The 18,481-nt window shown below is 73.6% G+C and carries 15 protein-coding genes; 9 read left to right on the plus strand and 6 right to left on the minus strand.

Translation table 11 applies throughout. The features are described 5' to 3' along the window. The gene (locus PSD17_RS14560; RefSeq protein ID WP_013675069.1) at nucleotides 1–1,548 is read right to left on the minus strand and encodes a GDSL-type esterase/lipase family protein; all 1,548 of its coding nucleotides are present in this window, start codon (nucleotides 1,546–1,548) and stop codon (nucleotides 1–3) included. A 274-nt stretch (nucleotides 1,549–1,822) separates the two neighbouring features. Between PSD17_RS14560 and PSD17_RS14565 the strand changes: the two genes are divergently transcribed. Then, a complete protein-coding gene (locus PSD17_RS14565) occupies nucleotides 1,823–2,503 on the plus strand; it encodes an HAD family hydrolase (protein ID WP_339122955.1) in 681 nt (226 codons plus the stop codon). Between the two features lie 26 nt (nucleotides 2,504–2,529). Here PSD17_RS14565 and PSD17_RS14570 read toward each other — a convergent pair whose 3' ends face one another. From PSD17_RS14570 to PSD17_RS14590, 5 genes are all read right to left on the minus strand, one after another. Further along, a complete protein-coding gene (locus tag PSD17_RS14570; RefSeq protein ID WP_013675071.1) occupies nucleotides 2,530–3,765 on the minus strand; it encodes an acyl-CoA dehydrogenase family protein in 1,236 nt (411 codons plus the stop codon). A gap of 172 nt (nucleotides 3,766–3,937) precedes the next feature. Beyond that, a complete protein-coding gene (locus tag PSD17_RS14575) occupies nucleotides 3,938–4,849 on the minus strand; it encodes an AraC-like ligand-binding domain-containing protein (protein ID WP_013675072.1) in 912 nt (303 codons plus the stop codon). Between the two features lie 114 nt (nucleotides 4,850–4,963). Next, nucleotides 4,964–6,133: a winged helix DNA-binding domain-containing protein gene (locus tag PSD17_RS14580; protein ID WP_013675073.1), complete on the minus strand. Its 1,170-nt coding sequence runs from the start codon at nucleotides 6,131–6,133 to the stop codon at nucleotides 4,964–4,966. A gap of 120 nt (nucleotides 6,134–6,253) precedes the next feature. After that, nucleotides 6,254–7,435 (minus strand): CaiB/BaiF CoA transferase family protein, encoded by a 1,182-nt coding sequence (locus PSD17_RS14585; protein WP_339122956.1) that lies wholly within the window; start codon nucleotides 7,433–7,435, stop codon nucleotides 6,254–6,256. Further along, a complete protein-coding gene (locus PSD17_RS14590) occupies nucleotides 7,432–8,115 on the minus strand; it encodes an SRPBCC family protein (protein WP_013675075.1) in 684 nt (227 codons plus the stop codon). Before PSD17_RS14590 ends, PSD17_RS14585 begins: the two co-directional genes overlap by 4 nt. 180 nt (nucleotides 8,116–8,295) lie before the next feature. Between PSD17_RS14590 and PSD17_RS14595 the strand changes: the two genes are divergently transcribed. The 8 genes from PSD17_RS14595 to PSD17_RS14630 all read left to right on the plus strand — a co-directional run bounded on the left by PSD17_RS14595 (nucleotide 8,296) and on the right by PSD17_RS14630 (nucleotide 18,479). Continuing rightward, a complete protein-coding gene (locus PSD17_RS14595) occupies nucleotides 8,296–10,353 on the plus strand; it encodes a hydantoinase/oxoprolinase family protein (protein ID WP_339122957.1) in 2,058 nt (685 codons plus the stop codon). A gap of 2 nt (nucleotides 10,354–10,355) precedes the next feature. Beyond that, a complete protein-coding gene (locus PSD17_RS14600) occupies nucleotides 10,356–12,248 on the plus strand; it encodes a hydantoinase B/oxoprolinase family protein (RefSeq protein ID WP_103383576.1) in 1,893 nt (630 codons plus the stop codon). Between the two features lie 121 nt (nucleotides 12,249–12,369). Further along, nucleotides 12,370–13,209 carry an IclR family transcriptional regulator gene (locus PSD17_RS14605; protein WP_132975463.1) on the plus strand — a complete coding sequence of 280 codons (840 nt, stop codon included), beginning with the start codon at nucleotides 12,370–12,372 and terminating at the stop codon, nucleotides 13,207–13,209. 213 nt (nucleotides 13,210–13,422) lie between these two features. Next, a complete protein-coding gene (locus PSD17_RS14610) occupies nucleotides 13,423–14,895 on the plus strand; it encodes a sugar ABC transporter ATP-binding protein (protein WP_013675079.1) in 1,473 nt (490 codons plus the stop codon). A gap of 2 nt (nucleotides 14,896–14,897) precedes the next feature. After that, nucleotides 14,898–15,920, plus strand: a complete 1,023-nt coding sequence (locus tag PSD17_RS14615) for an ABC transporter permease (RefSeq protein ID WP_013675080.1) — start codon at nucleotides 14,898–14,900, stop codon at nucleotides 15,918–15,920. A 43-nt stretch (nucleotides 15,921–15,963) separates the two neighbouring features. After that, the gene (locus tag PSD17_RS14620; protein WP_013675081.1) at nucleotides 15,964–16,986 is read left to right on the plus strand and encodes a sugar ABC transporter substrate-binding protein; all 1,023 of its coding nucleotides are present in this window, start codon (nucleotides 15,964–15,966) and stop codon (nucleotides 16,984–16,986) included. A 69-nt stretch (nucleotides 16,987–17,055) separates the two neighbouring features. After that, on the plus strand, nucleotides 17,056–17,928 hold the full coding sequence (locus PSD17_RS14625) for an FAD binding domain-containing protein (RefSeq protein ID WP_013675082.1): 873 nt from the start codon (nucleotides 17,056–17,058) through the stop codon (nucleotides 17,926–17,928). Further along, the gene (locus PSD17_RS14630; protein ID WP_013675083.1) at nucleotides 17,925–18,479 is read left to right on the plus strand and encodes a (2Fe-2S)-binding protein; all 555 of its coding nucleotides are present in this window, start codon (nucleotides 17,925–17,927) and stop codon (nucleotides 18,477–18,479) included. The genes PSD17_RS14625 and PSD17_RS14630 overlap by 4 nt, the downstream gene beginning before the upstream one ends. Nucleotides 18,480–18,481 lie beyond the last annotated feature (2 nt).

Raw genomic sequence — 18,481 nt, forward strand, 5'->3', positions numbered from 1 at the left:
TCAGGACGGCCGTTCGTCGAGGTCGAGCAGCCGCGCCGTCGCCGCCGCCACCCGCAGCGACCCGACGCCCGTCGGGTGGAACGGGTAGCGGTCGGCGAGCCCCTGCAGGTCGGGCCCGAGCCCGTCGGCCGCGCCGGGGCTGCACAGCGGTTCGAGTGGCGGGTCGACCACCGTCATGTCGTACTTCGCCGCGCCGGCGCGCAGCACGTCGTTGAGCGCCTGGTTGCGCTCGTGCATGAGCTCGGTCTTGGCGGCGTCGAGCCCCGGGACGCCCGCCGGGCCGCGACCGTCCGGGCAGGCGCCGGGGTCGGTGCCGGGCGCGAACACGTCGTACGACGTCATGATCACGATCTGTGGCCGGTCGGGGAGCGCAGCGAGGTCCTGCAGCAGGTCGCCGTAGTCGCGGTCGAAGGCGGCGAGCCGGTAGTCGAACTCGCCCGCGGTGAACCGGTCCGCGCAGTCGGGGACGCCGTAGCAGTAGGTCAGGAAATCGCTCCAGCCCAGGTCGTTGGGCCCGATCTCGACGACGACGTAGCGCAGCCCGGTCATCTGCTTGAGCAGGCTGACCTGGGCGGGGACCGACGACGGGCCGCGCGCCTGCGGTCCGCGCAGGCCCTGCGCGATCGTGGCGCCCGAACAGGCCAGGTTGCGCACCGACGTCGCGGTGACCGCACCGAGCTCGGCGGCCAGCGAGTCGGCGCTGCGCTCGCAGGCGATGTCGTCCGACGTCGCCTCCGGGACCGGCGGCCCGCCCACCCGCGCGGCGCGCGAGTCCCCGATGACCGCGCCGGTGTAGCCGGAGACCGCGGGCCCGACCGGTGACGGCGAGAGGTGGTAGGACCCGACGAGCTGGGTCAGCGAACGGACGTCGGACAGCCCGCGCGTCGCGCCCGACCACGCGAACCAGCCGCACGCACCCCAGGCCAGCAGCGACACGGCGACCGCGAGCACCGTCGTGCGTCCGACGGTGCCGGCGCTGCGGTGCCACAGCTCGGCGACGGTGATGTGTCCCTCGTGGGCCCGGCTCTGCCGGCGCAGCAGGGCGAGCATCCGCGCGCAGCCCGCGACGGCGCAGATCGCCAGGCACAGCCCGACCATGCCGAGCGCGCCGAAGGCGTACCAGCGGACGAACCCGCCGACGAGGGTGTCGGTGGCCTGGGCGCGGGCGGCGGCGGTGCGGTCGGGATCGAGCACCTCCGCCGCGGCGGCGTTGCGCTGGACGGGCCCGAGGGTGAGCTGCGGCCGCATCGGGCCCCACACCTGCAGCGGGGTGATGTCGAGGCGGGTGTTGCCGATCTGCACCAGCTGCGCCGGGCCCGAGAGCGTCGGCGTCGGCACCCGGGCCCCCAGCTCGACGTGCTGGCCCAGGATCGTGACGTCCTGCGCCGGGGTCAGCGCGATCGCCGTCGGCAGCCCGCCCAGCAGGCAGACCACCAGCAGCAGCACGGTCTGCCACGAGCGCAGCTCCCGCCACAGCGCCCGCGGCCGCAGCCCTCTCCGCCGGGTCGTCGGCGGTGCGTCGGGCAGGCGCTGGTCGGTCGTCGCCATCTCGGAGGGGTACCCCCAGGGTGGTGTCGGCGCGTGTCGGGTCGACCCAGGATGCGTGACGACCGGCCCCCGCGTCACCACCGCTCGCAGCCGGTGACACTTCTCACCGCCGGTACGCGGCGTCCCGGCCGTGCCGCGGCCCCGTCCGGGAGCCGCCGGGGCCGGGGCCGGGTGGACGCCCGTCGTTCATCCGGGCGCCATCCCCGGGTCGGGCGCCGGACATCGCGGCCCGGTGAGCTTCCCGGATGCGGTCCGAGGCTGCGGGAGGGCGCCGGTGACGCTGCGGCTCGCGGTGCTCGATCTGGCAGGGACGACGGTGTGCGACGACGGCCTGGTGCTCGACGCCGTCCTTGCCGCGCTCGGGGCGGTCCGGGTGCCGTGCGCGGGGCCGCGGTTCCCCGCGCTGCGCCGGCAGGCCGAGGCGACGATGGACCGGGCCTCGCTCGCGGTGTTCGGCGACCTGCTCGACGGCGACATGCACCGGGCCCGGCACGCCGACTCGGCGTTCGCCGCGCGGCTGCGCAGCCGGGTGCGCGCCGGCGTGCTGCGCGAGATCCCGGGCGCCACCGCGGCGATGACCGCGCTGCACGACGCGGGCCTGTCGGTGTGCCTGTGCAGCGGGTTCGAGCCCGCGCTGCACGCCGAGATGGTCGAGGCCCTCGGCTGGACCGAGCTCGCCGATCTGCTCGTCTGCCCCGCCGATGTCGACGGCCGCGGACTGCCGGACCCGGCGATGCTGCTCACCGCGGCTGCGCGGGCGGAGGTCGAGCCGTCCGGCGTCGTCACCGCGGGGGACGCGACGTCGGCGATGACGGCGGGCCGCCGCGCGGGCGCCGGGCTGACCGTCGGCGTGCTGACCGGCGCGCACCGCGCGGCGCCGCTGCGGGCCGCGGGCGCGGACGCGATCGTCGACTCCGTCGCCGACCTCCCCGCGCTGCTCGGCCTGCCCTCCTGAGGTCCTTCGGCGCCCGGCGGCGCAGCTCAGGCCAGGCCGGACGCCGCGAGCGGGTCGTAGCCGGGGGCGGCGAGCATCGCCTGCAGCTGCCGTCGGCGCAGCCCGATGTTGCTGCCCTCGATGACAGGGTAGGCCAGTGCCTCGTTGAGGTGGCGGACCAGCGGGAACGCCCGGTCGTACGCGGTCACCCCGACGACCTTGACCAGGTCGTTGATCACGTCGACGGCGGTCTCGGAGCCGAACACCTTGGAGTGCAGGGCCAGCTCGGGCCCGGCCGGGTCGCCGGACAGGACGGCGTCGAGCGCCCGCCACGACAGCAGCCGGACCGCCTCGATCCGGCCCTTGGCGTCGGCGAACACGTCGGCCACGGACTGGTGGGCGATGATCGGGACACCGCCGCCACGGGTCTGCGTCGTCGCGAACCGGTGGGCGACGGCGAAGGCCTGCCGCATCGCGGCCGTGGCGAACGTGCCGATCGAGGCGCCGCTGGCGAAGAACGCGTTGCGCGTCAGCTCGCCGCCCTGGCCCTCGGCCCCCAGCAGGTTCTCGCGCGGGACCCGGACGTCGTGCAGGGCGATGCGGGCGGTGAGGCACCCGGTGAGGCCGGGCAGGTCCAGGTACTCCTCGACCTCGATGTGGCCGGCGAGGTGCTCGCGCTCGGCCACGACGAGGGACACCCCGCCCGGGGTGCGGCAGACGATGGTCATGACGTCGGGACCGTCGCCGTCCCAGCCCGGCAGGTGCGAGGCCCACTGCTTGCGCCCGTTGACCACCCACTGGTCGCCGTCGAGGACCGCGGTGGTGCGGATGCCCTCGGCGGGCGGCGGGGCGTCGAAGTTGACGCTGCCGTCGGGCTCGGAGAAGGCCATCGCCGCGACCGGTGCGCCGGAGTCGGCGAGGAAGGGCGCGACGAAGCGCCGGATCTGCTCGGGCGTGCCGACCTGGTAGACCGGCATCAGGGCGATCAGCGGCCCGGCCATCGAGATGACGAAGTCGGGGCTCTGCGCCGCCCACTCCTCGACGAGGATCGCCGCGTCGACCCCGCTGCCGGCCGTGCCGCCGAACGGCACGGGAATCAGGCCCTTGAGGAAGCCGGCGCCGACCGCCTTCTCGAACGTGGGACGGGCCAGCAGCGCCCGGCGCAGCGGGTCCGGCTCGGCGCGCACCTCGTCGGCGAGCGGGCGCAGCTCCTCCTCGGCGAACCGACGGGCGATCGCGACGAGCCGGCGCTGCTCGGGGGACAGGGAGAAGGAGACGGCCACGGGATGCTCCTGCGCTGCGACGATCCGACCGGGGTCGGATCGGGTCGGGTCGGACGCCCGCCACTGTCGGGCGTCGACGCGGTCGCCGTCCCGGCCGTTCGTGCGCGATCCCTGTGCAGAACGTGCGCGGCAGAACCTGCGCGGCAGAACGTGCGCGGCGGAACGTGCGTGCTCAGCCGCGCGCGTCGCGTGGTGCCGTGCCGTACTCCCGGCGGAACGCCCGGCTGAAGGCCGACGGGTCCCGGTAGCCGTAGCGGGCCGCGATCTCGGTGATCGTGCCCCGCTCGGCCGGGTCGGTGAGCGCGCGGGCGCAGCGTTCGAGGCGCATGGTGCGCACGGTGGCGGCGAACGTCGTCTCGTGCTCGGCGAAGGCCGCGTGCAACGTCCGTGGGGAGACGGCGAACCGGCGCGCCACCGAGGTCACCGACAGGTCCGGGTCGCCGAGCCGGCTCGCGACGTGCCGCAGGACGGCGGCCCGCAGCCCGGCCCGCGCCGGTTGCTCGACCGGACCGCCGATCGCCGCCGACACGACCGAGGCGAAGGACCGCTCCAGGTCGTCGGGCGCGGCCCCGGTCTCCTGCCACCGCCACAGCGAGCGCATCAGCGTCGAGACCACGAGTCCGGTCCCGGTGGCGCCGTCGACGACGTGCCCGAGGCCCGCCTGCCGCGGCCTGCCGCCGAGTGCGCGGTGCGGGACGCGGAACGACAGCATCCGCCACGGTTCGTCGAATGCCAGGTGGTAGGGCTCCGTGGTGTCGAGGACGACGAGCCGGCCCGGGCCGACGGTCGACTCGACCGCGCCGGTCCGGACGTGGCAGCGGCCCGCGAGCTGCAGGTTGACGAAGACGTACTCGCCGTCGGAGCGGGCGACCTCGCGCGGCCCGTGCGCGGTCAGCTGGGGCTGCGAGTCGATCAGGGCGCGGTTGACCGCGCCCAGCCCGCGGGTCTCGACGCGGGCGGCGAAGCCCGGCACGTCGGTGGCGGTGCGGGTGGGGGTCAGCGGGACGAAGGCCTGGCAGATGACCTCGTGCCAGACCGCGAACTGCTCGGCGACCGGGCGCGCGGCGATGTCCCAGGTCGGCATGCCACCTCCCGCGCGTCGTGGAGAGCAGGGCCGTCGTGCAGAGCAGGCCGTGAACAGCAGGATGGCCCGCACGCCGCGCGCGGGACAAGCCCTCGGGTCGGGTGCTCGGGAGCGTCAGCCCTCGGTCAGCTCCTTCTCCAGCGGCGTGCGGAACCGCGGCGTGACGCGGGTGCCCGCGAGCTGCGTCGCGACGCGATGCGCCGCTGCCTCGATCGCCGCGGCGGCCTCGGCGCCCACGTCCTCCAGGCAGCGCACGACGACCTCGCCGCCGGCGCCGCGCTGGGCCCACCCGCCGACGACCCGCCCGGCCCACCACACGGTCGGGCCGATGTTGCCCGTGCGGTCGAAGAGCCGCTCGCGGTGCGGGCCGAGGAACCAGTCCCGCGACTGCCAGCCCATCGGCGTCGGGTCCAGCGCCGGCAGCAGCACGGCCTCGGCGGGCGGCTCGTCGTCGGCCACGGGGTCGTCGGCGAGCACCAGGCCGGGCACCCCGTCGAGGTCGACCTCGACGGTGTCGAGCGCGGCCAGCGCCCGCGTCGTCTCGCGGGCGGTCCAGCCGGTGAACCAGCGCAGGTCGCTCACCGGTGCCGGCCCGAACGCGGCGAGCCACCGGCGCGCCAGCCCGGCCTGTGCCTCCTCGACGGGCAGCGGCGTGAGCTCGCCGCCGAGCCACGCCGCCGTCGGCGACCAGCGGTACTGCGTGGAGGTCCACGACCCGCGAGGGCGTCCGCGGACGATGTGGCCGTCGGCGGCCAGCTGCAGGAGCACCCGCGTCGTCGCGTTCTGGCCGGTCGCCGCGATGCGGGTGCGCAGCCGAGGGACGTCGGCGGTCAGGTCTGCGGCGAACGCCTCGCCGCGGGCGTGCAGCGCCGCGAGCGTCTCGGCCTCGACGTCGGCCAGCCACGACGCGGCGTCGTCGACCCCGGACTCGGCGAGGTGCCCGACGAGCCGCCTGCGCGCGGTGGCGGCGACGGTGTGCGCGCACCCGTGCTGGACCCGCGCCGCGGTCTCCCGGTCGAGCACCCAGACGGTGCGCCGCATGCCGAGCATCCGCACCAGGGTGCGGTCGGTGTAGAGGGCGTGCTCGACGTCCGCGACCGCTGCCCCGTCGGTGCGCGCCATGGCCGAGAGGTGCACCGTCGCCGGGTCGGTGGCGTGCAGCCCGAGCACCGAGCGGGCCGCCTCGACGACCCCGGCCGGGTCGCCTGCGGCACGCGTCCCCGCGCTCAGGCGATGACGTGCGACGAGCCGCGCCCGGCGCGCGGTGACCCCGATCTTGTCCACGCCGTGCAGTCCACCACGGCGCCCCGACGCTCCTGCGGTGGCCGGTACTGTGCCGCGCTCGCGTGGCGAGCTGCGTGCTCGGAGGGGCCGACGCGGAGCGGAGCGCTCAGGCCCGGCGGGTCATGTCACCCATTCGCGGATCGAGCGGTCGTGCTGGCCGAGCAGGGGTGCGGCCGCCCGGATCGCGGGCGTCGTCTCCCGCTCTGCACCTTCGGGCAAGGGGTCGAAGAAGCGCAGTACGGGGCCCGGTACCGTGATCGTCCCGAGTGTCGGGTGCGCTACCTCCGTGACGAGCCCCTGCGAGCGGGTCTGCTCCCACTCGTACACCTCGTCGACGGTGCGGATCCGCCCCGCCGGGATGCCGGCGGCCAGCAGTCGCTTGAGCAGCACGTCGGCAGGGATGTCGGCGAAGGTGGCCTCCAGGAGGCTGACGACCTCCTCCCGGTTGCGGGTGCGGGTGGCGTTGTCGGCCCTGCGCGGTGCCGCGGGATCGAGGCCGAACTCGGCGCAGAGCCGCCGCCACAGTGCCTCCGACCCGCAGGAGAGCTGTACGTGTCCGCCGAGGCAGCGGAACATGCCGTACGGGGTGATCGAAGGATGGTGGTTGCCGCGGGCTCTGCCGATCTCGCCGGCGACGGTCCACCCGGTGCCGTGGAAGGCGTGGACGCCGACGGTCGCGGCGAGCAGCGAGGTGCGGACGACCTGCCCGCGCCCGGTGCGTTCGCGCTCGGCCAGCGCGGCGAGGACGCCGGTGATGCCGTAGAGGCCGGCGAGCAGGTCGCTGATGGGCACGCCGACTCGCTGCGGATCGTCGGGAGAGGGGCCGGTGAGCGACATGAGGCCGGCCTCGCCCTGGGCGATCTGGTCGTACCCGGCGCGTCCGGCCTCGGGGCCGTCGTGGCCGAAACCGCTGATGGACAGCACGACCAGCCGAGGGTTGAGCTCGAGGAGCCGGTCGTTGCCGAGACCGAGCCGGTCCATCGTGCCGGGCCGGAAGTTCTCGACGAGGACGTCGGCGCGGGTGACGAGGCGCGCGAGCAGGTCGAGGTCGTCGGGGGCCTTGAGGTCGAGCGCGATCGACTCCTTGTTCCGGTTGCAGGACATGAAGTAGGTGGACTCGCCGTCGCCGACGAAGGGGGGTCCCCAGCCACGGGAGTCGTCGCCGCCGTCGGGGTTCTCGACCTTGACGACGCGTGCGCCGAGGTCGCCGAGCAGCATGGCGGCATGCGGTCCGGCGAGGGCGCGGCTGAGGTCGAGCACGACGAGGCCGTCGAGGGGGCCGGCGTCGCTGCGGGGGCTCATCGGGCGCCGACCGTCCGCCGCCCCAGGACGAACGCGAACACCGCCAGCAGCAGCGCGGCGGTGCCCAGCAGGCCGCGACGGCCGAGCGGGCTGCTCCACACCAGGTCCAGCGCGTCGAGCTGGTCGGACGTGTCCGTGGCGGGGACGGGTACCGGCCCGGCGGTACGCAGCGGTACGGCACCGTCCCGGGGCGTCGCCGCTGCGGTTTCGGTCGTGCTCGCGGCATCGGGCTCGGGCTCGCCGAAGCTCTTCTCGAGGTTGCGGGCGAACTGGGTCAGGACCCGGTTCCCGATGTCGACGACGAGCCCGCGCCCGAACTGGGCGGCCTTGCCGGTGATCTCCAGGTTGGTCCGCAGCGCGCAGACCGTCGAGCCGTCCGGGCCCGGGGTCAGCGTGGCGTGGACGTCGGCCGAGGCGTTGCCGTTGCCCTTGACGTCGGACCCGGACGCGACGATCGCGACGCGGTGCGCGGTCTCGTCGACCTCGGTGAACGTCGCCTTGCCGCGGTAGGTGAGCCCCACCGGGCCGAGCTTGACCTTGACGGTTCCGGTGAAGGAGTCGCCGGTGTGGTCGGTGAGGGTCGCGCCCGGGAAGGCGGCGGCGACCCGGGTGATGTCGAGCAGGCCTGCCCACGTCGTCTCGACGTCGACGGGGATCGTGAACTGCTGGTCGAGCTGCACGGAGCACTCCTCTGGCCGGGACGGTGCGAGGGCGGTGGCTTGCGGCGGGGTGGACGTGGCGGCCGGGTCGGTGGCGATTGACACCGTGTTCGGCGAGGTCCTACTGTCCCCGGACAGCGGATATCGTGTCCGCCCACCGGATACGTGTCAAGCGTGGTCCGATCGAAGGGAGAGAGGCCCATGCCGGGAAGTCTGCGTGTGTCGGTCGACACCGGCGGCACGTTCACCGACGTCATCGCGGTGGACGCCGAGAGCGGCGACCTGTACGCGGTCAAGACCGCGAGCGACCGGGAGGACCCCAGCCGGGCACTCGTGACCGGCGTCGAGAAGGTCCTCGGCCTCGCGGGACGTGGGTTCGACGACGTGAGCCTGCTGGTCCACGGCTCGACGACGGCGACGAACGCGGTACTGGAGCACGAGTTCGACGGCATCGGGCTCCTGGTCACCCAGGGGTTCCGGCACCTGATCGAGATCGCCCGCCAATCGGTCCCCGACGGCTACGGCAACTCGTTCTTCTGGGTCAAGCCGCCACGGCTGGTGCCGCTGCACCTGGTGCGGGAGGTACCCGAGCGCATCCTCTACGACGGTGCCGTCGCCCGTGAGCTCGACGAGGACGCGGTCGTCGCCGCCGCCGAGGAACTCGTCGCCGAGGGAGTGAACCGGCTGGCCGTCTGCCTGCTGCACTCCTATGCCAACCCCGCCCACGAGCGCCGCATCGGCGAGCTGCTCGCGCAGCGGTTCCCCGAGCTGTTCGTCTCGCTCTCCAGCGTCGTGCTGCCCGAGTACCGCGAGTACGAGCGTGCGATGACGACGCTGCTCGACGTCATGGTGAAGCCCTACTGCCGCACCTACCTGGGCAACGCCGAGGCCGAGCTGGCACGCCGGGCCGGCCCCCGGCCCTTCCTGATCATGCAGTCCAACGGCGGTGTGGTGACCGCCAAGGCGGCGGGCGAGCGTCCCGTCAACATGCTGCTGTCGGGCCCTGCCGGGGGCGTGCTCGGCGCCGTCGAGGCCGCCCGTGCCGCCGGGATCTCCGACATCATCACCCTCGACGTCGGTGGCACCTCCACCGACGTGGCGCTCATCGAGGACCTCACCGTCCGGCTGACCAGCGAGTCCGTCATCGAGAGCTACCCGGTGAAGATCCCGATGATCGACATCGCGACCGTCGGTACGGGCGGCGGGTCGCTGGCGTGGGTGGGGCCCAACCAGAGCCTGAAGGTCGGGCCACGCAGTGCGGGCGCCGTGCCCGGGCCCATCGCCTACGGCCGCGGTGGGACCGAGCCGACCGTGACCGACGCCGCGACGGTGCTCAACCGCTTCCCGGCGAGCCTCGTCGGCGGCGAGCTGGTGCTCGACCGCGACTCGGCGCGGGCGGCGTTCGAGGAGTTCGGCCGCCGGTTCGGGCTCGACGCGGACGAGGCGGCGGCGGGCGTCCTGGAGGTCGCCGCGGCCGGGCAGGTCGCCGGCATCCGTCAGGTCTCGACGAGCAAGGGCCGCGACCCGGCGGCCTACACGCTGGTCGCGTTCGGGGGAGCGGGCCCGTTGCTGGCCGCGCAGGTCGCCGACTTCCTCGGGATGACCCGGGTGCTCGTGCCGCCCTACCCGGGCAACCTGTCGGCGTTCGGGCTGCAGGTCACCGACATCAAGCGAGACCTCGTCCGCACCTACGTCAGCCCGCTCGAACCGCGCGTGGCCGACGACCTCGACGTGATCTGGAGCGAGCTGGAGCAGGCCGGGACGGCCGAGCTGCGGGCCGAGGGGGTCGAGGACCACGACGTCGAGGTGATCCGTGGCGCCGACGCCCGCTACGTCGGTGAGGGCTACGAGGTGGCGGTGTCGGTCCCCGCCGGCCTCACCGGGCGCGAGGCGCTCGACGCGACCGTCGCCGCGTTCCACGCCGAGCACCACCGCATCTACGGCTTCTCCTACGACGGCAAGCAGGACGTCGAGGTGGTCAACCTGCGGGTCCAGGCCGTGGGCAGGCTGCACCGGCCGCCGCACCGCTCCCGGTACGACACGGCGGGCACGGCCCCCTCGGCCCCGACGACGCGCGACGTCTACTGGCCGGGCGAGGGCTGGCGCTCCTGCGCGATTCACGACCGCGCCGCGCTGACGCCGGGGGTGTCGGTCGCGGGACCGAGCGTCGTCGAGGAGTACGGCGCGACCGTCGTCGTCCCACCGGGGTGGCAGGTCACCCGCGACACCGCCGCCAACCTGATCCTCACGAAGGGCTGAGCATGGCAACCACGGTTCTGGGGCCGATCGAGCTCGAGGTCATCACGGGCACGATCCGCTCCGCGGAGGTGGAGATCGAGGCCGCCGTCGAGCGGGCCGCCCGGTCCCCGATGATCCGCGACCAGCACGACTACCGCGTCGGTCTCTACGACGCCCGCGGACGCAAGCTCACCGGGCGCTCGTACGGGTCCCTGATCGAGCCGGTGTTCGAGTTCTTCGGCGACGACATCCACCCCGGCGACGTCTTCTTCTGGAACGACCCCTACAACAGCGCCGGGTCCTGCGGACACGTCCCCGACCTGTGCACGACGGTGCCGATCTTCCACGGCGACGAACGGTTGCTCGGCTTCGCGCAGGTCTTCGGTCACCACGACGACGTGGGCGGGTGCGTGCCGGGCAGCCTGCCGGTGCAGGTCCACGACCAGTGGGGCGAGGGCCTCGTCGTCCCACCCATCAAGCTCTACGACCGCGGTGTCCTCAACGAGACCGCGTTCCGCATCCTCGAGCGCAACTCGCGGCTGCCCGAGCACCTGCGCGGCGACATCGACTCCGAGATCGGCGCCTGCCGCCTCGGCGCGCGCCGGCTGACCGAGCTGGCCGACCGCTACGGCGTCGACGTGCTCGAGGGCGGGTTCGACGCGATCATCGAGAACTGCGCCCGGACCGTCCGCGACGAGCTGCTGCCGAAGATCGCCGACGGCGTCTACACCTTCGAGGACTACGTCGAGTGCGACGGGTTCACCCGCAAGCTCTACGCGATGCGGTTGACCATGACGAAGACCGCGGACCGGATCCTGCTCGACTTCACCGGTACCGACCCGGAGGCCGAGGGGCCGATCAACTGGGCGATCGACTACTGCGAGGGCAGGTTCGTCCGCAAGTGGATGGGGCCGGTGCTGCGGTGCCTGGCCGACTCCCCGGAGCGCGCCGCGGAGATCGACATCAACGAGGGCATCCTCGACGTCATCGACGTGGTGTTCCCCCCGAAGGGCACCCTCGTCACGCCGCACTTCGGGCGCCCGACCGGCCTGCGGTTCTTCATCCTCATCCGGGCGCTCGGCATCTTCGCGGGTGCGCTGGCGAAGGCCACGGGCGGGCGGATGCCGGCCGACCACGAGACGATCCGGATCTGGGGCCTGCACAGCCGCGACGCCGAGGGGAGGCTCTCGCTGTTCCGGGAGGTCCTCGGCGGTGGCGGGCCGGGCCGGCCGTGGGCCGACGGGAGCGACGTCGTCCACATCGTCCCGAACTCGCGCAACCTGCCCGCGGAGTTCTCCGAGCAGCGCTACCCGGTGCTGGTCGAGAGCCTGGAGCTGCGGTCGGACTCCGCGGGCGCGGGAGAGTTCCGCGGCGGGTTCGGCTACCAGAAGAAGATCCGGTCGCTGCGCTCGTCGACGTTGCTGTCCAACGCCGACCGCTCCGAGCTCGCGACCTACGGCGTCAACGGCGGGAAGGCCGGGTGGCCGTACGGCATCGAGGTGGCCCGGGCCGACGGCAGCACCGAGAGCCTGCCGGGGATGATCGACGGCGTCCCCATCGCGCCGGGCGACCTCGTCACGGTGTGGACGACCGGCGGGGGCGGCTGGGGCGACCCGTTGCGGCGCGACCCGGAGCGGGTCCGCTACGACGTGGCGGTCGGCCTCGTCACCGAGGAGGCGGCACGTCGCGAGTACGGCGTCGTCGTCACGCGGGTGCAAGGAAAGGTCGAGATCGACGAGGTCGCGACGTCGGAGCTGCGTGACGCACTGCGGGCCGGGCGCGGCGCGGTGCCGATGTTCGACCGCGGCGCCTACTTCGAGTCGGTCAAGGCCGGTGGCGGCCTCGTCCGGCCGGAGGGCTGGTCGGACCCCGACGACGTGCACGCGGTGGCCGATCCGGCCACCCCCGCGGGCTAGGTGACCGTCGTGTGCCGGCGGGCCGGAACGGTCGCGCGCGATCGGGGTCGGGCCGGGGCCGCGCCCCGGACCGTCCGGTACCGTCGTGCAGGACTGAGGGGGTGGCGTGGTGCCGTCGGAGATGGACGGCCCCCCGGGGCGGGTTCGTTCCGAGGGCGAGGAGCGGCCGAAGGCGACGCTGCAGGGTGTCATGCGCGCCCTGCGCGTGCTGGAGCTCCTCGCGGAGCGACCCATGCGAGCCACCGACGCCGCCGAGGCGCTGCAGATGTCGTGGGCGACGCTGCACCGCACGCTGTCGCAGCTCGAGAGCGCGGAGTTCATCACGCGCGACAACGCCGGCGTCTTCCGGATGGGCAGGCGGACCTGGCTGCTGGGCTCCACCTATCTCGTCGGGCACCCCCTGCTGGAGCTGGCCATCCCGCTGTTCCGGGAGGCGGCCGAGGAGACCCCCTCGGGGGTCTACCAGCTGGCCGAGCGCAGCGGGAACCTCGTCGTCACGCTCTACGCCCGCGACGCGATGTCGGGCGAGACGATCACCCGAACCACCTACGGCCACCACTTCCCGATGCACTGCGGCAGCAAGGGTCTGGTCCTGCTGGCCCACCTGCCCCCGGCGGAGATCGACGAGTACCTGGCCGGTCCGCTGGCCCGGCTGACACCGGAGACCGACACGGACCCGGCGTCGATCAGGGCGAAGCTGGACGTGATCCGTCAGCAGGGCTACTCGCGGACGGTCGGCGACGTGCAGTCGTTCACCGGGTCGCTGTCCGCGCCGGTCCACAACTCGGTCGGCGAGGTCGTGGCGTGCGTGTGCCTGGTGATGGCACGCACGGAGTTCGACGACGGCCCGGCCGAGGCGACCGCGCTGCAGAGCGTGCAGCGCGTCGCCCGGACCATCTCGCTGGGCACCGGATGGCAGCCCATGCACTGGGCCACGTACGAGAACGGCCGGCGTTCCTGACGGATTTCCGGCTCCGGTCGGGGTCGTGCCGGACTCCTGCGCCCCGGAGGGGTCTCCGGTGCGCGTCATCAGGTCACCGCGCGTGGCCGGACCGTGCCGTTGCTCGCACGGCCGGGTGACCCGGCACCGCTCTTGACAGGGCCGACGTGGCCCAAGACACTCACCGCTGACCGTTGAGCGGTTATGGTATCCGCTCACCGAATACGAGGTGTCATGATCGAGCTCCAGAACGTCAGCAGGTCGTTCCCGGGGGCACGGGCCCTGACCGACGTCTCCGTCACGTTCCGGCCCGGACGGGTGCACGCCCTCGTCGGCGAGAACGGTGCCGGCAAATCGACCCTCATCAAGGTCGCGTCAGGGGTGCTGCAGCCCGACTCCGGTGAGATCCGGGTCGACGGCCGGCCGGTCCGGCTGACCCCGCGCGACGCCCGTGAGCTGCAGATCCGCGTCCTGCACCAGGAGCGCCAGGTCGCGCTGACCCGGTCGGTCGCCGACAACGTCGTGCTCGGCGAGGCACCCCGCAACCGGTTCGGGCTCTCGGGCCAGTGGCTCGTCGAGCGCGAGGCGCGGCGGCGGCTGCAGCGGGTCGGCGTCGAGCTCGACGTGCGAGCACCCGTCGCGACGCTCTCGGTCGCGCAACGCCAACTGCTCGAGCTGGCCCGTGCCGTCACCTTCGAGGCGCGCTGCCTGATCATGGACGAGCCCACCGCGTCGCTGCACCCGGAGGAGATCGAGCAGCTCTTCGAGGTCGTCCGCCGCGTACGCGAGCACGGCGTCGGCGTCGTCTACATCAGCCACCACCTGTCCGAGGTGATCGCCCTCGCCGACGACTACACCGTCCTGCGCGACGGCCGCCGGGTCGGTGGCGGCCTCGTCGCCGACACGACGACGGACGGGCTCGTGGCGCAGATGTTCGGGTCCGAGGTCTCGCTGCGCCGCGAGGACATCCACGGCGGCGGCACCCGGCCCGGCGACGTCGCGGCCCGGCTGCGCGGCGTGCACTTCGGTCGCCGGCTCAAGGGCGTCGACCTCGACCTGCGGTTCGGCGAGACGGTGGTGATCAACGGTCCGGTCGGTTCCGGAGCCGCCGAGCTTGGCCGGCTTCTGAGCGGTGCCGCACGACCGACCGCCGGTGTCGTCGAACTGATGGGCGAACCCGGTTCGACCCGCCGCCGGGCCGCGATGCGCGGCGTCGCGCTGATCCCGGCCGACCGCAAACGCGAAGGGTTGCTGCTCGACCGTCCGATCCACGAGAACAGCGAGCTCGCGGGCGACGCGGCGCACCCGATGACCTGGTACTCCGCCGCACGCGCGGCCGACCGGTGCCGGCGCGGCGGCCGCGCACTGGGGCTCAAGGCCGCCGACGTCCGGCTGCCCGTGCGTGGGCTCAGCGGCGGGAACCAGCAGAAGGTCCTGATCGACCGCTGGCTGCGCGTCGACGCCCGGGTCCTCGTTCTCGACGAACCCACCGTCGGGATCGACATCCCCAGCAAGGCCGAGATCTACCGGCAACTGCGCGCCCTCACCCGCGCGGGCGCCGCCGTCGTCGTGTTGTCCACCGAGTACCAGGAGATCCGCTGCGTCGCCGACCGGGTGATCGTCATGCGGGACGGTGTCGTGGCGGGGGAGATACCCGGCGTCGACGCGACCGAACAGGCACTGTTCGCCCTCGGAGCCAGGAGCTGACCATGACCACCACCGACGTCCCGCCGGAGGTCGGCGCGGCCACCCCACCGCTGCAGCGCCGCGGCCTCTCCCCGCTGATGCGCGAGCACCTGCGGGTCTACGCACCGCTGGTCCTGATCGTCGTCGCGCTGGGCGTGGTGACGACCGCGTACAACCCGGCGTTCCTCAGCGGCGCCAACATCGGCCGGCTGCTCGCCGCCAACGCCGTGCTCGGCGTACTCGTCGTCGGCCAGACGCTCCTGCTGGTCGGGGGGCAGCTCGACCTGTCCGTCGGCAGCCTCGTCTCCGTCGCCGGGGTCGTCACGGCGAGCTTCGTGCTGCACGGGCTGCCGACCGTCGTCGTCGTGGCCGTGTGTCTCGTGGCCGGGGCGCTCATCGGGCTCTGCTGGGGCCTGATCGTCGCCTACCTCAAGGTGCCGCCGTTCATCCTCACCCTCGGCGGGCTCGCGGTGTTCGCCTCGCTCGCCCTCACCCTCGCGGCCAGCACCCCCATCCCCATGCCGACCGGCATGACGTGGGTGCGCGCCGAGGTGCTCGGCGTGCGGGTCGGGGTCATCGTGTGGGCCCTGGTCATCGTGCTCGGTGCCCTCTTGCTGCACTTCACGCGCTTCGGTCGCAACGTCTACGCCGTCGGGGCCAACGAGGAGGCAGCCTTCCTGGCCGGCGTCCCGACGGCCCGGATCAAGATGGCCCTCTACTCGGTGAACGGCCTGCTCGCCGGGCTCGCGGGCGTCATGTTCGCCGGCCGCGTCGGCGCGGGCGACCCGCGCGGCGGCGTCGGCCTCGAGCTCACCGTCGTGGCAGCGGCCGTGCTCGGCGGTGCGTCGCTCGCCGGCGGCCGCGGCAGCATCGTCGGCGGCGTGCTGGGGGTGCTCGTCGTCGCGATGGTCACCGACTCGCTGTCGTTCCTGGACGTCCCCGACACCTACAACCAGCTGGTGCTGGGCGTGATCCTCATCGGCGCGGTCGCGGTGACGGCGACGTCGGAGATCCGCCGCATCCGGGCGGCGCGCCGGACCGGCTGACGCCCTGTCCCGCGCCGGCCCGCCCACCCCCCAAGGAGACATCATGGCCAAGGACCCCGTTCTGCTCTCCCGTCGCTCGTTGCTGGGTGGCCTCGGCGCGCTCGGCGGCATCGCCCTCGCCACCGCCGCGTGCGGCTCCGGCAGTGCTGCCGGTGCCGCAGGCACCGGCGCCGGCGGCGCCTCCAAGACGATCGGCCTGTCGCTCAACGGCGTCGTCGACTACACGAAGTACGTCGCCGAGGGCGTCGCGATGGGCCTCGACGGCGGCAACTACCAGATCAAGGTCGTGCAGGCGAACTTCGACGGCCCCACCGAGCTGCGCAACATCGAGAGCCTGCTCTCGCAGGGCGCCGCGGGCGTCGTCATCAACCCGAACACGATCGAGACGACGCTCAACGGCGTCCGGGAGGCGAAGAGCTCCGACATCCCCGTCGGCCTCGCGCTGTGGGCCGGCCCGGGGCCGCTCGACCCCTACGTCAGCGGCGTCGCCCACCTCGACTCCGTCAAGGGCGGGACCCTGGTCGGGGACTGGCTCAAGGCGAACGTCAAGCCCGGCAAGGTCATCGTCGTGCAGGGTGTCGTGGGCCAGGGCTTCTCCGAGCGGATCGACGAGGGCCTCGACGCCTCGCTGAAGGGCAGCGGCTTCGAGGTGGTCGTGCGCGAACAAGGCATGTTCGACCGCAACACCGCCGTCGGTGTCGTCGAGCGCGGGCTGCAGGCCCACCCCGACGCGAAGATCGTCGTCTCCTACGCGGCGACGATGGGCGACGGCATCGCCGCCTACCTGAAGCAGAACAACGTCACCGACGTCACCCACGTCACCAGCGACGCCGACGAGGAGATGCTGACGTGGTTGGGCACGCCGTTCCTGCGCGCGTCCCGCTTCTACTCGGCCGCCGAGACCGGGCTCATCGCCGCGAAGATCGTGCGGACGGCCCTCGAAGGCGGCTCGCCGCAGTTCCAGAACGCCGTCTTCCAGGACATCATGACGGCCGAGAACAAGGACGCGATCCTGGCGCAACACCCGATCAGGTACCCGCAGTTCGCCTCGAAGCTCGCGCTGTGACCCGCGCGACGCGCCGTGGCCGGGCGACCGCGCACGGACCGGCGGTACGACGAAGGAAGAAGGTCGGCGATGAAGCCACCCTGCTATGAGTACGTCGCGCCGGACACCCTGGCCGGCGCGTTGCGAGTACGGGCGGAGAGCGAGGACTCGGTGGTCCTCGCGGGTGGTCAGAGTCTCGTCCCCACCCTGAACTTCCGGCTCGCCAACCCCGACACCGTCATCGACCTGCGACGCGTCGCCGAACTGGCGACGATCGACACCCGTGACGGGATGATCCGCGTCGGCGCGATGACCCGCCAGCGGACGTTGGAGCGCAACGACGCCGTCCTGGCCCGCAACCCGCTGATCCGGGAGACGATGGAGTACATCGCCCACCCGGTGATCAGGAACCGCGGGACGGTCGGGGGCAGCGTCGCGCACGCCGACCCCGCGTCCGAGCTGCCGTGCCTGCTCACGCTGCTGGACGGCGAGCTGACCGCCCGGTCGTCGGCGGGCGCGCGGACCATCCCCGCGGCCGAGTTCTTCGAGTTCGTCTTCACCACCGCCCTCGAACCCGAGGAGTTGCTGGTCGAGGTCGCCTTCCCGGTCCTGGAGCCGGGGGAGGGCTGGGCGTTCCGAGAGTTCGCCCGTCGGCACGGCGACTTCGCCGTCGCCGGTGCCGGCGCCACGCTGCTGCTCGACGATGCCGGCCGCATCGCGCGGGCCCGGCTCGCGGCCTGCGGCGTCGCCACCACCCCGGTGCGGCTGCGCGCGGCCGAGGAGGCGCTGCGGGGGGTCGAGCCGGGCAGCGAGGCGTTCCGGGCAGCCGGCGAGCTGGCCCGCGACGCCGTGACCACCGTCGACGACACCGCCGCGAGTGCCGACTACCGGCGGCACCTGCTGAGCGGGCTGGTGAACGACGTCCTGACGCGGGCGGCCGCGCGGGCGGGAGGGCCACGATGAACGGGAACCACGGCACGAACCACCTGGACGCGGAACCGGTCGACGGCGACACCCGCTACGGCCCCGACGACCGGATCGCGATCTCGCTGACGGTCAACGGGGAGAAGGTCGAGGCGGCGGTGTCCCCCCGCCTGCTGCTGTCGGACTTCCTGCGCGGGGACCTCGGCCTGACCGGGACGCACGTCGGCTGCGAGCACGGCGTCTGCGGCGCGTGCACCGTCCACCTCGACGGGGTGCCGGCCCGATCCTGCCTGACGATGGCCGTCCAGGTCGACGGCATGGAGGTCCGCACCGTCGAGGGCCTGGCCGGGTCCGACGGCACGCTGCACCCGGTGCAGCGCGCGTTCCGGGAGTGCCACGGCCTGCAGTGCGGGTTCTGCACGCCCGGGTTCCTGATGGCGGTGACCCACCTCGTCGAGAACGAGGAGCTGGCCGAGACCGACGACGGCGTGCGCGCCCAACTCGCCGGAAACCTGTGCCGCTGCACGGGCTACATGGGCATCGTCGCGGCCACCCGCCGGGCCGCCGCCGAGATCGCGTCGAAGGGATAGTC

It is taken from the genome of Pseudonocardia sp. D17 (assembly GCF_036984265.1).
Taxonomy (GTDB): Bacteria; Actinomycetota; Actinomycetes; order Mycobacteriales; family Pseudonocardiaceae; genus Pseudonocardia; species Pseudonocardia benzenivorans.